We start from the raw sequence: 13,422 nt of genomic DNA, 5'->3' as shown, positions 1-13,422 counted from the left end.
CATCATGTCGCTCGGCACAATTCTCATCATCATCCTGATACTGATCCTGCTCGGCGCTGTGCCGGCGTGGCCGCACTCGCGCGGTTGGGGCTATGGCCCGTCCGGCATTCTCGGCGTCGTGCTGGTAGTCGTGTTGATCCTGGTGTTGATGGGCAGGATTTGACCCTGCCCACGTGACAGTACCTACTCGGCGGGCTGGTGAGCCACGAAGTCCGCCGAGCGGGCAAGCCCCGCCATGAGGCTCACCACCACCAGCAGCCCCGACAGCGCGACGAATATGATGGCAAAGCCGACGCGTTCGCCCAGAAAGCCGATCGCCGAGGGCGCAACCAGAATGCCCGAATAGCCCATTGTGGTAACCACGCTCATGCCGGTGCCGGATTCGATGCCATCCTGGTTTCCGGCCGCCGAGAAGGCGATCGGCACCATGTTGGCAATGCCGAGCCCCGAGAACGCGAAAGCCGCAATCGCAAGCCATGCATGCGGCGCCAGTCCCGCGACCAGCATCCCCGCAGCAGCAATGAGGGCCGAGACCCGCAACGTGGCAACGGCGCCGAAGCGGTTGCGGACACCGTCTCCCAGGAACCGCATAGCAGCCATCGTCGCCGAGAACGCGGCAAACGCGAACCCTGCCGTCGCAATGTCGCTGCCCATCTCCTGCTGAAGGTAGAGGGCGGCCCAGTCCAGCACAGCCCCTTCCGGGATCATCGAGAACAGCGCCATGAAGCCGACAAGATAGACCAGCGGATTCGAAGGCCATGAAAAGCGCGCATGCTCCTGCGCTGCCGGCCGCTCGCCCTCGACCAGCATGCCGATTGCCACGGCCACGATGGCAAACACCACGACCGTGACCATACCGGCATGCGGGAGGTGGCCAACGGACTGGATGATGAGCCCGCCGCTCGCCCCGCCCGCAAAGCCGCCGAGGCTCCAGAAGCCGTGCGAAGACGACATGACCGCGCGGCCGAGGCGCTTCTCGACCACGACGGCATTGGTGTTCATGGCCACATCCATTGCGCCGATCACGCCGCCAAGGAAGAACATGGCGGGCGCTATCAGCCAGAGGTTGTTGGCCAGAGCCACCAACAAAAGCGCGAAAGAAGACAGTACCGCAAACACCCGCAGGATCGCGCGCGAGCCGTGCCGAGCCATCAGATAGCCGCACCAGGGCATCGCAACCAGCGCCCCCAGCCCGAACACGAGGATCAACAGACCCAGCGTCGTCTCGGTGATGCCGAGGCGCGAGAGCACCAGCGGAATCTGCGGTGCCCAGCTACCGATGATAAATCCATTGGCGAAAAACATCGCAGCAACCGCAAGGCGGCCGCGCCGGGCGGCAAGTTTCGTATCCGTCGTCATTGATTTCCGCATCCTGATCAATCGCAGGCGAAACTAAATCGATTTAATCGACAGTCAAGGCCATGTAGGCACAGAAAGATTGGACCAGAATGCAGCAGGCGGCTTGTGGAAAAGCGGATTGCCACAAAGCCGACCAAACGCAGCCACATTCCGGTTCCATGGAACTAGGCAAAAGGAGAGGGGCATAGCCGCCTGCGCGCTCGTGCAGGCAGGCGGGTTTGGGCACCATATCGCCCACATGGAGAACAGCGTGAAGAGTCCCTTCAAGTTCAAGCAAGTCCAGCAGCCTTTTCTCGCACCTCTCGGGTCCCGCTCGCGCGTCCCTCGTCTTCCGCGTCTGTCACGCGAAACGTGGGCCGAACTTCCCGCCTCCGCCGCGCCGATCGCCGTGACCCTTGTCGGCGGGCTGGCACTGATCGTGTTGTTGGGAACGTTCCTGGGTCGCGAGGCCGGCAAGGATCACAGTCAGCCTGCTGTGGTTTCGGCCAGCGTGTCGGATGTCGAGCAGCCGGCGGCACAAGCCAGCCCGGTTGCAGCGCAAGCCGAGACATCCGGCGCGTCCGGTACACCCGATCAGGATGCGGTTGCGGCAGCCGCAGCAAAACCGGCCGTTCCGTCGGTCGAATCTGCCGGCCAGTTGCTGGAACCGGCCACCTTGGCTGGCAGCGGCAGTGCGTTCCAGCCGGATTTGGGGCGCACCTCGTCGATATTGCCAGCCAAGCCCGGCATCTCGGCCTTCGCACCTTCAGTTCCCGTCGCGGAATCGGAAGACGAGATCGCCAAGCTCGAAGCGATCCAGCGCCGCGAGGTCGAGGCCGATGTCGGAGCCCCCTCCGAAGAAGAAACCGCATCGATCGGCGCCATCGGCGCGTCTTCAATGCAGCAGGCCACCACCACGCGCTATGTGAATATGCGTTCGGGACCTGCCGACGACTCGGAAGTGCTGCTGGTTGTACCCGCGCTGGAAAAGATCGAGGCCGAGACGGACTGCGATTGGTGCTCCGTCCGATATGACGGTCGCACCGGCTACATCTACAAGACATTCCTCAGCTACGAGTGACCGGACGGCGGCCAAGCCGCCATCCCGGTACGCTCCGCACCCGCCGAAGGCAATTGGGCAGCGCTGGATAGCTAGGCGTACACCACCAGCAGATCCTTGGCGTCGATCTGGTCGCCAGCCTTCACCAGCACTTCGACGATTTCGCCGTCGCGTTCGGCATGAAGCGCCGTCTCCATCTTCATGGCCTCGATGGACAACAACACGTCGCCGGCCTTGACCGTCTGCCCCGCATTGGCAGCCACGGTCGAGACCACGCCCGGCATCGGCGCACCGACATGCGCGGCGTTACCCGGCTCGGCCTTGCGCCTCGCCTTGCCGTTGGAAGCGCCATGCGCGCGGTCGGGCACCTTGATGCGGCGCGGCTGGCCGTTGAGCTCGAAGAACACCGTGACCATGCCCTTCTCGTCAGTCTCGCCGATCGCAAGGCAGCGGATCACGAGCGTCTTGCCACGCTCGATGTCGACGAAGATCTCGTCCTCCTGCTCCATCCCGTAGAAATAGGATGGCGTCGGCAGCACACTGACAGGGCCATACTCTTCCTGCGCGGCGGCAAAGTCGCTGAACACCTTGGGGTACATCAGCCAGGATGCGAATTCCGCATCCGAAAGCGGCCGCTCCAGCTTCTCCTCGATTTCCTTGCGGTCCTTTTTGAGGTCGGCCGGTGCGAGCAGCGATCCCGGACGCACGGTGATCGGCTTATCGTTCTTCAGCGCCTTCTTCTGCAGCGCGGCGGGCCAGCCACCGGGCGACTGCCCGAGATCGCCGCGCAGCATCGAGATCACCGAATCCGGGAAGGCGATGTCACGGGCGGGATTCTCGACGTCGGCGACGCTAAGGTCCTGGCTCACCATCATCAGCGCCATGTCACCGACGACCTTGGACGACGGCGTCACCTTGACGATGTCGCCGAACATGAGATTGACGTCGTGATAGGCCTGCGCCACCTCATGCCAGCGTGTTTCCAATCCCAGCGAACGTGCCTGCTCCTTGAGGTTGGTGAACTGCCCGCCCGGCATCTCGTGCAGATAGACTTCCGACGCCGGTCCCTTGAGGTCGCTCTCGAACGCGGCGTACTGGTTGCGCACCGCCTCCCAGTAAAACGAAATCTTCCTGATCCACTCGGGGTCGAGCCCTGGGTCGCGCGCGTCGCCCCGCAGGGCCTCAACGATCGAACCCAGGCATGGCTGCGAAGTGTTACCGGAGAAGGAGTCCATCGCCGCGTCGATCGCGTCCACACCCGCGTCGACCGCAGCTAGCACGGTAGCTGCCGCAATACCGCTGGTGTCGTGTGTGTGGAAATGAATCGGCAGGTCGGTAGCCTCGCGCAGCGCCTTGAACAGTGCCTTTGCCGCGGTCGGCTTCAAAAGCCCCGCCATGTCCTTGACCGCGATGATATGCGCGCCGGCCTGCTCCAGTTCCTGCGTCAGCGAGACATAATAGTTCAGGTCGTATTTGGCGCGGTCCGGGTCGAGGATGTCGCCGGTGTAGCAGATGGCCGCCTCGCAGAGCTTGCCTTCCTCACGCACGGCATCCATCGAGACGCGCATGTTCTCCACCCAGTTCAGGCAGTCGAACACGCGGAAGAGATCGATCCCTCCAGCGGCCGCTTCCTTGACGAAATAGCGCACGACATTGTCGGGATAGTTGGTGTAGCCGACGCCGTTCGCGCCGCGCAGCAACATCTGCAGCAGAAGGTTGGGTGCTGCCTCCCGCACCAGTGAGAGCCGCTCCCACGGGTCCTCCGTGAGGAACCGCATCGCAACGTCGAACGTAGCCCCACCCCAGCATTCGAGAGAGAGAAGCTGCGGCAGCGCGCGCGCATAGACGCCGGCGATGCCGGCGATGTCGTGCGTGCGCACGCGCGTCGCCAGCAGCGACTGGTGGCCGTCGCGCATTGTGGTGTCGGTCATGAGCACGCGCGTTTGTGCACGCATCCATTTCGCGAAACCGTCGGCACCCAGTTCGTCGAATGTCTGCTTGCTGCCATTCGGGATCGGCGCGTCGACGTAGGGCACGCGCGGCGGGGCGGCTTCGGCATTGGGTCTCGGCCGGCCCCGCGTTTCCGGATGACCGTTGACGCTCACATCGGCCAGATAGTTCAGCAGCTTGGTCGCGCGGTCCTGCCGCTTGACCTGGCTGAACAGTTCCGGCGTCGTGTCGATGAACTTGGTGGTGTATGTGTTGTCGCGGAACTTCTCGTGGCCGATGATGGCTTCCAGAAAGGTGAGGTTGGTCGCCACGCCGCGGATACGGAACTCGCGCAGCGCGCGGTCCATCCGTGCGATCGCCTCTTCGGCGGTGGGCGCCCAGGCCGTGACCTTTTCCAGCAGCGGGTCGTAGAACCGCGTGATGACGGCGCCTGAATAGGCCGTGCCTCCATCGAGCCGTATGCCGAAACCCGTCGCGCCGCGATAGGCGGTGATGCGGCCGTAGTCGGGGATGAAGTTCTGCTCCGGGTCTTCCGTCGTTATCCGACACTGCAGGGCATGGCCATGGAGCTTGATGTCTCCCTGTGCAGGAACGCCCGACGCAGGCGTGCCGATGGCTTCGCCTTCGAGGATGTGGATCTGCGCCTTGACGATGTCGATGCCCGTCACCTCCTCGGTGACGGTGTGCTCGACCTGGATGCGTGGGTTGACCTCGATGAAGTAGAACTTGCCGGTATCGGCATCCATCAGGAATTCGACCGTGCCCGCGCCGACATAGTCGGTGGCCTCGGCGATCTTCAGTGCATAGCCGCAAAGCTCGGCGCGACGTTCGTTGTCGAGATAGGGCGCCGGGGCGCGTTCCACGACCTTCTGGTTGCGGCGCTGGATCGAGCAGTCGCGCTCGAACAGATGCACCGCATTGCCATGTGTGTCGCCCAGCACCTGCACTTCCACGTGGCGCGCGCGCTCCACGAGCTTTTCGAGATAGACCTCGTCTTTGCCGAACGCCGCCTTCGCCTCGCGCTTGGCTTCCGTAACCTCGCGGGCCAGGTCTTCCTCCGCGCGGATCGCGCGCATGCCGCGTCCCCCGCCGCCCCAAGAGGCTTTCAGCATGACCGGATAACCGATCTCGGCAGCCATCTTCCTGACCGCCTCCATGTCGTCCGGCAACGGTTCCGTCGCCGGCACGACCGGGACGCCGACCTCGACGGCCAGATTACGCGCAGCAACCTTGTTGCCCAGGCGCCGCATGGTCTCGGGCGACGGGCCGATGAATGTAATGCCGGCTTCGGCACAGGCCTCCGCGAATTCGGGACTTTCGGAGAGAAGGCCGTAACCCGGATGGATGGCGTCGACGCCGGCCTGCCTGGCGACTCGGATGACCTCATCGATCGAAAGGTAGCTCTCGATGGGGCCGAGATCCTTGGCGAGATGCGGCCCGCGCCCGATCGGATAGCTCTCGTCTGCCTTGAACCTGTGAAGCGAATATTTGTCTTCTTCCGCCCAGATGGCGACGGTCTTGATGCCCAGTTCGTTTGCGGCGCGGAACACGCGGATGGCGATCTCGGAACGATTGGCGACGAGCAGCTTCCTGATCTTCAAAGGTGGCTCTCCGTTGGCATTTGTAGGACGGTCCGCTTTCCTTAGCGGTAATTTGCTGCACTGCAAACCTCAAGCTGAAGCAAGATTCGTTCGTCTTGCAACGCAAGACGGCCCGGCGCTTGCGCGCCGGGCCGTTCGATACCGGTTGATGCGGTGTCTTACTGCTCGAGATAGTCGTACTTGCCGTCTTTCCACTCGTAGAAGACGTAGCCGGGCAGCGTCACGTCGCCCTTGTCGTCAAACTCGAGCTCGCCGAGCACCGTGTTGAACTTGCCGTCGTTCAGCGCCGTCACGATCGGGTCGAAGTCGGTCGAGCCAGCCGTGGTTGCAGCCTCAGCCCATGCCTGGACAGCGGCGTATGTGTAGAGCACGTAGCCTTCCGGCTCGACGCCCTTGGCGCGGAACTTCTCGACCAGCGGCGCTGCATCCGGGTTCTTGCGCGGATCCGGCGAGAAGGTCATCAGCGTGCCTTCGCCTGCGTCACCGGTGATCGCCCAGTATTCGTCGGTGACCAGAGCGTCGCCCGACACCAGGACGGTGTCCATGCCCTGCTCTTTCATCTGACGCATCATCAGGCCGGCTTCGGTGTGGTAGCCACCAACATAGAGGACGCCAACGCCTTCGGCCTTCAGCTTGGAGACGAGCGCGCTGTAGTCTTTTTCACCAGCGGTGTAGGCTTCGTACATGGCCGGCTTTCCGCCCGCAGCCTCGTAAGCCGCCATCGTGGCGTCGGCGAGACCCTTGCCGTAAGCGGTCTTGTCGTGGACGAAAGCGACCTTCTTGTCGCCGAAGTTCTCAACGAGGAACTTGCCTGCAACGTCGCCCTGCTGATCGTCGCGACCGCAGACACGGAAGACGCCGTCGCCCGGACGCTCGTCGGTGAAGGTCGGGTTGGTCGAAGCCGGCGAAATCTGGACGATGCCTTCCTCGGCATAAACGGCCGAAGCCGGGATCGAGGAGCCCGAGCAGAAGTGACCGGCCATGAAGACCACGCCTTCGCCCGCCGCCTGGTTGGCGACCGCGACAGCCTGCTTCGGATCGCACGCATCGTCACCGACGAAGAGCTTCAGCATCTCGCCGTTGACGCCGCCGGCGGCGTTGATGTCTTCCACGGCCTGCTCGGCGCCAGCCTTCATCTGCTCACCGAACGCCGCATACTGGCCCGTCATCGGACCTGCGGTGCCGATGAGGATCTCTGCAAGCGCGGGGGTGGAGAATGCGAAGCTGAGCGCAACGCCCGCCAAGAGTGCTTTTTTCATGATTGCTCCCATTAACACCTGACAAAACCGGCGCCGGCGAGGTTGGTGTCGAATGCCCCTGCCCGGCGGCATGCGGGTGTTCCCTACCCGCTTGAACCGACATAAAAGCCCAATTTCCCAATGAAATAAAGGCTTTTACGCCGAACTTTCGTCGCTGCAACGGACTGCGGCAAGCTTGCCGCTCGGCAAGGTTAACCGGCTTGCGCTCGGCCGAGAAAACCATACTGCCTTGCCATTTGCTTCGACCGCGTCACCCTGAAGCCGATCGTGGCGATGACCAGCAGCACCACGAGGTCGACGAGATAATAATAAGGCGAGAGCAGCGTTCCGCTGAACAACGCGAAGTGGATGAAGCGCGTCGCCGCGGCAAGCAGCACCATATAGGCAATGATATGCCCGGTCCCCAGCCATGAATTCGCGAGCGCCCTTCCCGTCATGTAGGCTGCCGCCCCGGCCAGTATCACCGTGACGAAGACGAACTCCCAGATCGTGACTTCCCAGATCAGCGTGTTCTGATTTTCCATCGCTCGCCCCTCAGTGCCTTCCGCCTTCGAGATAGGCGGCACGCACCTCCTCGCGCTTCAACAGTTCGGCGCCCGTTCCGCTCATCGTGATATTGCCGTTGACCATCACGTAGCCGCGATGCGCCAGCTTGAGCGCGTGGAATGCATTCTGCTCAACCAGAAAGACCGTCAGACCCTCGGTGCGGTTGAGCTCCTTCACAGCCTCGAAGATCTGCTTCACGATTAGCGGCGCAAGCCCAAGCGAAGGCTCGTCGAGCAGCAGAAGTTTCGGACGGCTCATGAGAGCGCGTGCGATCGCCAGCATCTGTTGTTCGCCGCCGGAGAGCGTACCGCCACGCTGCCCGGCGCGTTCCTTGAGCCTCGGGAACAGTTCGTAGACCTTGCGCAGGTCGTCGTCGAAATGCTCCGGCGCGACGAGCTGAGCGCCCATCTGCAGGTTTTCCAGAACAGTCATGCGCGGGAATATGCGTCGTCCCTCGGGAGACTGCGCAATGCCCAGACGCATGATCTCGTGCGTCGGCATCATGGTGATGTCGGTGCCGTCGTAGATAACCGAGCCTGTGCGCGCCTGCGGGCTGCCGCATATCGTCATCATCAACGTCGACTTGCCGGCTCCGTTGGCGCCGATCAGTGTTACGATCTCGCCGCGATTGACGTCGACATCGACGCCACGCAGCGCGACGATCTTGCCGTAATAGGTCTCGACACCGCGTACCGAAAGCAGTGGGGTTTGCGCTGTCGTGCTCATTTCGCGCCCCCTCTCTTGCCCTTGCTTGATTTTGCCAGCGTCTTCGCCTGCTTCACCCATTCCTCGCGTTCGATGCGGCCGGGGAAGGCAAGGTAGGAACCAACCCATTCAACCTCGGCCTTCTTCCAGGAAGCCACCTGGTCGAAATGCCAGATACCAAGGCCGTTCAGCTTCTTCTCGTTGACCGGCCCCACACCCTTGATGCGCGTCAGCTTGTCCGGTCCACCCTCTCGGGCGGCGGCCAGGCCTGATGGTCGGGAACCGGGGTGGGCTTCGTCGTCTGCCGCAGGCACGGCGGCCGCCGTGATGCCAACCTCCTTGGCGGCATCCCCGCCGATGGCCTCCACGACCAGCGACGCCACCTCCGGAGCCGCCTCGATTTCTTCGTCCTCGACACCGAGATAGGCGGCAATGACGCTCGGATCGTTGCGCACGAAATCGGCATCGCCGTCGGAAATCTTCACGCCGTAGTCGAGCACGACGATGTGGTCCGAAATCTCCATCACAACGCCCATGTCGTGCTCGATGAGCAGGATCGACGTCTCGTGATTGGCCCGAATGTACTGCAGCAGTTCGTTGAGCTCGGCGGACTCACGCGGGTTGAGGCCCGCGGCCGGCTCGTCGAGGCACAGAAGCTGCGGCTCGGTGCACATCGCCCGCGCAATCTCGAGGCGCCTTTGCGCGCCATAAGGCAGATCGCCGGCCGGATCGTCCGCGCGTTCGATCAGATGGACCTGCTCCAGCCAGTAGACAGCCTTGTTGATCGCCGCCTGTTCCGCTTTGCGGAATGACGGAATGCCGACAATGCCGCCGAGCGTGAAACCCGACGCTTTCATCAGGACGTTGTGCTGGGCGACGAGCAGGTTTTCCAGAACCGTCATGCCACCGAACAGACGGATGTTCTGGAAGGTGCGTGCCACCTTTGCCTGATGCGAAATCTCGAAATCCGGCATCCGCTCGAGCAGGAAGACCGCGCCCTCGGAAGTCGCCTGCCATTTCAGGCCGCCTTCAGTGAGCTTGTCGATCGCCTGCTGTTGGCGCCCGGGGCCGTGCCGCATCACGATGCGCCCTTCGGTCGGCTTGTAGAAGCCGGTAACGCAGTTGAAGACGGTCGTCTTGCCGGCGCCATTGGGGCCGATCAGCGCGGTGATCTGGCCGCGGCCCACATTGAACGACAGGTCGTTGATCGCGACCAGCCCGCCAAACCGCATCGTCAGATGCTCGACCGTGAGGACCGGATCCTCGTCCCACTTCGCCGGCGCGCTCTCGGCCGGCTTCCTGATAGCTGCAGCGCTCATCAGTGCCCCTCGCCCTGCGCGACCATGTCCGCGCCGATTTTCTTTTTCTCCTTGAGCACGGCCGACGGTTCGCGCGTCGATACCAGTCCCCGCGGCTTCCACACCATGATGAGCACCATGGCGAGGCCGAAGATGAGCATGCGGTATTGGGTCGGGTCGAAGCCAGGCCCAAATATCTGGCTGAGGAAGCCGATATTGCGCAGCATCTCGATGCCGCCGATCATCACGATGGAGGCAATCACAACGCCGATCTGCGATCCGAGACCACCCAGCACCACGATCGCAAGGATGATCGCCGATTCCAGGAAGGTGAAGCTCTCGGGCGAGATGAACCCCTGTCGGGTGGCGAAGAAGGAGCCAGCGAAGCCGCCGAACATCGCACCGATGGCAAATGCCGTCAGCTTGGTGTTCGTCGTGTTGATGCCAAGCGAGCGGCAGGCGATTTCATCCTCGCGCAAGGCTTCCCAGGCGCGCCCCACGGGCAGCCGCCTCAGCCGCATCGTCACGATGTTGGTGATGATCGCGAGCAGGAAGATGATGTAGTAGAGATAGACGAAACGGTGGATCGTCGAGAATTCGAGCCCGAAGAAATCGGCGAACCCGCCCTCGCCCCGCGAGAACTCAAGTCCGAAAAAGGTCGGCTTCGGAATGCCGGAAATGCCGTTCGGACCGCCGGTGAATTCGTACCAGTTCAACAGCACCACGCGGATGATCTCGCCGAAGGCAAGCGTCACGATCGCCAGATAGTCGCCGCGCAGCCTGAGCACCGGGAATCCGAGGATCAACCCCCAGAAGGCGGCGAGCAGGCCGGCAAGCGGCAGCGCCGTCCAGAACCCGATGAACTCGAAATGCGTCGACAGAAGCGCGAAGGAATAGGCTCCCACCGCGTAGAAGGCGACGTAACCAAGGTCGAGCAGGCCCGCGAGGCCGACCACGATGTTCAGCCCCCAACCGAGCATGATGTAGGTCATGATCAGGATGGCGAGATCGATGTACTGACGCTGCTGCGCAGGAAAGAAGATGATGAAGAAGAACGGCAGCACGACCGCGAATGCAAACAGTGCCCGGCCAAGCCATTTGCCGAGGTCCGGCAACGCCGTGCCGACGCCGGAGCCTGCGGAAGCGAGGCCCCGTGTGATGGGCTTGTCGGTGCGCCAGACGAACAGGTTCAGCAGCAGGCGCCCCGCAAAGACGATTGCGATGGCGGAGAGCCAAAGCCCCCAGCGGGTGGTGATCGCAAGGCCGCCGGGCGCGATGTCCGTGCGCAAGGCGAGGAAGTAGAAGCCGAGCACGCCGGTCAGGAATGCGGCCAGAAGCGCATCCTTGATCGAGGCCTGAAAAGAGTTCTCGGGATTCACGTTGGTGGAAACCGCCGACATCAGACCTTCTCCACTTCCGGTTTGCCGAGCAGGCCCGAAGGCAGGAAGATCAGCACGATGGCAAGGATCGAAAACGCTGCAACGTCCTTGTATTCAACGCTGAAGTAGCCCGACCAGAACACCTCGATCAGACCGATCAGCAGGCCTCCAAGCATGGCTCCGGGCAGTGACCCGATGCCGCCGAGCACCGCTGCGGTGAATGCCTTCACGCCGGCAAGGAAGCCGATGTAGAAGTCGATCACACCGTAGAGCAGCAGGAACATGAGGCCGGCGACCGAAGCCAGTGCGGCGCCCATCACGAAGGTCAGCGAGATCGTCCGGTCGACGTTGACGCCGAGCAGCGAGGCCATCTTGCGGTCCTGCTCGCAGGCGCGCTGGGCGCGTCCCAGCGAGGTGCGCGAGATCAGAAGGGTGAAAAGCGTCATCAGCACCAGCGTCGTGACGATGATGATGATCTGCATGTAGGAAAGCTGGACGACGATCGCGCCGTTTTCCGTGTTGCCTTCCATCAGCGTGATGCCGCCCTGAATCTGGGGCGGCAGCGGCTTGACGCGCGCGCCCTGTGTGACCTGGACGAAATTCTGAAGAACGATCGACATGCCGATCGCTGTGATCAGCGGCGCCAGCCTGAAGGACCCGCGCAACGGCCTGTAGGCCAGCCGCTCCACCGTCCACCCCCAGGCGGACGTGAACAGCATGGACACGATCAGAACGATCAGAAGCACCACCGGCAGAAAGGCAAAACCGAGCACCGTCGTCAGCACCAGGAAAGTTGCCAGGGCGATGAACGACCCGATCATGAAGATATCGCCATGAGCAAAGTTGATCATGCCGATGATGCCGTAGACCATCGTATAGCCGATCGCGATCAGGCCATAGATGGAGCCTAGCGTCAGCCCGTTGATGAGCTGCTGGACGAAATATTCCATTGTTACGCGACCCCTCGAGGATGTCGCCGGTACGACGCATCCTTTTCTTTGGTTCCCCTAGTCCTATTATGTCGAGACCGGATTGCAACGCTTAAATTCGACGACCGGACGGTTCCGGCAACGTCGAACGGTTGTGCGCTTCTTCGCCATCCGCCCCTTGGACCACGGCGGAAGCTAGCACCGGCCCAACGCAATGTCCTTGTCTCGGCACGGCGAATATTGACGCTGTCACGCAAACAAGCGTCAAAAATGGATAGATATCGGCGTTTTGTTGCATCATATGGCGGCTCCCTGAATTGCGGTTCATGGTTGAAGCCGACCATGCGCAAGGCCCTACAAAACCGAGAAACCGTGCGCGAACGGATCGCGGTCGTCGATGAAGATGGTGTTGAGCCCCGTCATGCGTGCCCAGCCGCCGATCGACGGCACGATTGCCGGCCGGCCGGCCACCTGTGTCTCATTTTCCACCCTGCCCTTGAACAGCGAACCGATGATCGACTCGTGTACGAAATCGTCGCCCTGCTTCAGCCTGCCCTTGGCATGCAGTTGCGCCATGCGGGCCGACGTGCCGGTGCCACAGGGCGACCGGTCGATGGCCTTGTCGCCATAAAAGACGGCGTTGCGGGCATCGGCCCCTTCGACCGTCGGCGCACCTGTCCACAAGATGTGCGTCAGCCGGTTGATCGTCGGATTGTCCGGATGCGCGAAGGTGTAGAGATCATTCAACCTCTGCCGCAGCACCGGGCTCCACGCGATCAGCGAGCCGGCGGAATACGCCGCCATGTCGGAAAAGTTCTCCTGCGGATCGACGATCGCATAGAAATTGCCGCCATAGGCGACATCCACAAAGAGGCGGCCGAGGTCGGGGCATTCCACTTCAAGCCCCTCCGCATAAAGGAAGGACGGTACGTTCGTGATGCGCACCTCCTCCACATATTGCCCTTCCTGGCGATACTCCGCGACAACGACCCCGGCCGGTGTATCGAGACGCAGCACGCCCGGCGTTTTCGGCGTCACCAGCCCGTGCTCGATGGCCATGGTAACCGTGCCGATCGTGCCATGCCCGCACATCGGCAGGCACCCCGATGTCTCGATGAACAGGATCGCAATGTCGCAATCCTCCCGCGTCGAGGGATAGAGGATCGAGCCAGACATCATGTCGTGTCCGCGCGGCTCGAACATCAGTCCGCGGCGGATCCAGTCGAACTCTTCGAGGAAATGCGCGCGGCGCTCCATCATGGTCGTGCCATCGAGACGCGGGCCGCCGCCGGCCACGAGCCGCACCGGGTTTCCGCACGTGTGGCCGTCAATGCAGAAAAACGAATGGCGAGCCATG

The 13,422-nt window shown here is 62.5% G+C and carries 11 protein-coding genes; 2 read left to right on the top strand and 9 right to left on the bottom strand.

Annotated elements, in window-relative coordinates; translation table 11 throughout:
* Window positions 1–4: 4 nt before the first annotated feature.
* Complete coding sequence (locus tag V1479_RS13455) at window positions 5–163, top strand: DUF3309 family protein (protein WP_173194683.1); 159 nt, start codon at window positions 5–7, stop codon at window positions 161–163.
* 20 nt (window positions 164–183) lie between these two features.
* Here the strand turns inward: V1479_RS13455 and V1479_RS13450 are convergent, their stop codons facing one another.
* On the bottom strand, window positions 184–1,359 hold the full coding sequence (locus V1479_RS13450) for an MFS transporter (RefSeq protein WP_368803345.1): 1,176 nt from the start codon (window positions 1,357–1,359) through the stop codon (window positions 184–186).
* A 250-nt stretch (window positions 1,360–1,609) separates the two neighbouring features.
* Between V1479_RS13450 and V1479_RS13445 the strand changes: the two genes are divergently transcribed.
* The gene (locus V1479_RS13445; RefSeq protein ID WP_368803344.1) at window positions 1,610–2,419 is read left to right on the top strand and encodes an SH3 domain-containing protein; all 810 of its coding nucleotides are present in this window, start codon (window positions 1,610–1,612) and stop codon (window positions 2,417–2,419) included.
* Window positions 2,420–2,490: 71 nt separating this feature from the next.
* On the opposite strand, the gene pyc is transcribed toward V1479_RS13445, so the two are convergent.
* The 8 genes from pyc to V1479_RS13405 all read right to left on the bottom strand — a co-directional run bounded on the left by pyc (window position 2,491) and on the right by V1479_RS13405 (window position 13,421).
* Entirely contained in the window at window positions 2,491–5,949 is a 3,459-nt protein-coding gene (pyc, locus tag V1479_RS13440) for a pyruvate carboxylase (protein WP_368803343.1), read from the bottom strand.
* A 158-nt stretch (window positions 5,950–6,107) separates the two neighbouring features.
* Window positions 6,108–7,208 carry a branched-chain amino acid ABC transporter substrate-binding protein gene (locus tag V1479_RS13435; protein ID WP_368803342.1) on the bottom strand — a complete coding sequence of 367 codons (1,101 nt, stop codon included), beginning with the start codon at window positions 7,206–7,208 and terminating at the stop codon, window positions 6,108–6,110.
* Window positions 7,209–7,399: 191 nt separating this feature from the next.
* Complete coding sequence (locus tag V1479_RS13430; protein WP_173194688.1) at window positions 7,400–7,732, bottom strand: DUF6867 family protein; 333 nt, start codon at window positions 7,730–7,732, stop codon at window positions 7,400–7,402.
* A gap of 10 nt (window positions 7,733–7,742) precedes the next feature.
* Window positions 7,743–8,480, bottom strand: a complete 738-nt coding sequence (locus tag V1479_RS13425; RefSeq protein WP_173194689.1) for an ABC transporter ATP-binding protein — start codon at window positions 8,478–8,480, stop codon at window positions 7,743–7,745.
* Window positions 8,477–9,778, bottom strand: a complete 1,302-nt coding sequence (locus tag V1479_RS13420; RefSeq protein WP_368803341.1) for a helix-hairpin-helix domain-containing protein — start codon at window positions 9,776–9,778, stop codon at window positions 8,477–8,479. The genes V1479_RS13425 and V1479_RS13420 overlap by 4 nt, the downstream gene beginning before the upstream one ends.
* On the bottom strand, window positions 9,778–11,157 hold the full coding sequence (gene livM / locus V1479_RS13415) for a high-affinity branched-chain amino acid ABC transporter permease LivM (protein ID WP_368803340.1): 1,380 nt from the start codon (window positions 11,155–11,157) through the stop codon (window positions 9,778–9,780). The genes V1479_RS13420 and livM overlap by 1 nt, the downstream gene beginning before the upstream one ends.
* Window positions 11,157–12,086: an ABC transporter permease subunit gene (locus V1479_RS13410; RefSeq protein WP_368803339.1), complete on the bottom strand. Its 930-nt coding sequence runs from the start codon at window positions 12,084–12,086 to the stop codon at window positions 11,157–11,159. Before V1479_RS13410 ends, livM begins: the two co-directional genes overlap by 1 nt.
* Before the next feature lie 333 nt (window positions 12,087–12,419).
* Window positions 12,420–13,421, bottom strand: coding sequence for a 4-hydroxyproline epimerase (locus V1479_RS13405; protein WP_368803338.1), 1,002 nt, complete (start codon window positions 13,419–13,421; stop codon window positions 12,420–12,422).
* Window position 13,422 lies beyond the last annotated feature (1 nt).

Source organism: Neoaquamicrobium sediminum (genome assembly GCF_040970315.1).
GTDB classification, from domain to species: Bacteria; Pseudomonadota; Alphaproteobacteria; order Rhizobiales; family Rhizobiaceae; genus Aerobium; species Aerobium sediminum.
This window is presented reverse-complemented; position numbering and strand designations above follow the sequence as displayed.

Excerpts from the sequence above, each read along its gene's own strand:
- V1479_RS13420 (WP_368803341.1), bottom strand. The coding sequence starts at position 9,778 with ATGAGCGCTGCAGCTATCAGGAAGCCGGCCGAGAGCGCGCCGGCGAAG.
- V1479_RS13435 (WP_368803342.1), bottom strand. The coding sequence starts at position 7,208 with ATGAAAAAAGCACTCTTGGCGGGCGTTGCGCTCAGCTTCGCATTCTCC.
- V1479_RS13425 (WP_173194689.1), bottom strand. The coding sequence starts at position 8,480 with ATGAGCACGACAGCGCAAACCCCACTGCTTTCGGTACGCGGTGTCGAG.
- V1479_RS13455 (WP_173194683.1), top strand. The coding sequence starts at position 5 with ATGTCGCTCGGCACAATTCTCATCATCATCCTGATACTGATCCTGCTC.
- V1479_RS13405 (WP_368803338.1), bottom strand. The coding sequence starts at position 13,421 with ATGGCTCGCCATTCGTTTTTCTGCATTGACGGCCACACGTGCGGAAAC.
- V1479_RS13410 (WP_368803339.1), bottom strand. The coding sequence starts at position 12,086 with ATGGAATATTTCGTCCAGCAGCTCATCAACGGGCTGACGCTAGGCTCC.
- V1479_RS13430 (WP_173194688.1), bottom strand. The coding sequence starts at position 7,732 with ATGGAAAATCAGAACACGCTGATCTGGGAAGTCACGATCTGGGAGTTC.
- V1479_RS13450 (WP_368803345.1), bottom strand. The coding sequence starts at position 1,359 with ATGACGACGGATACGAAACTTGCCGCCCGGCGCGGCCGCCTTGCGGTT.
- livM (WP_368803340.1), bottom strand. The coding sequence starts at position 11,157 with ATGTCGGCGGTTTCCACCAACGTGAATCCCGAGAACTCTTTTCAGGCC.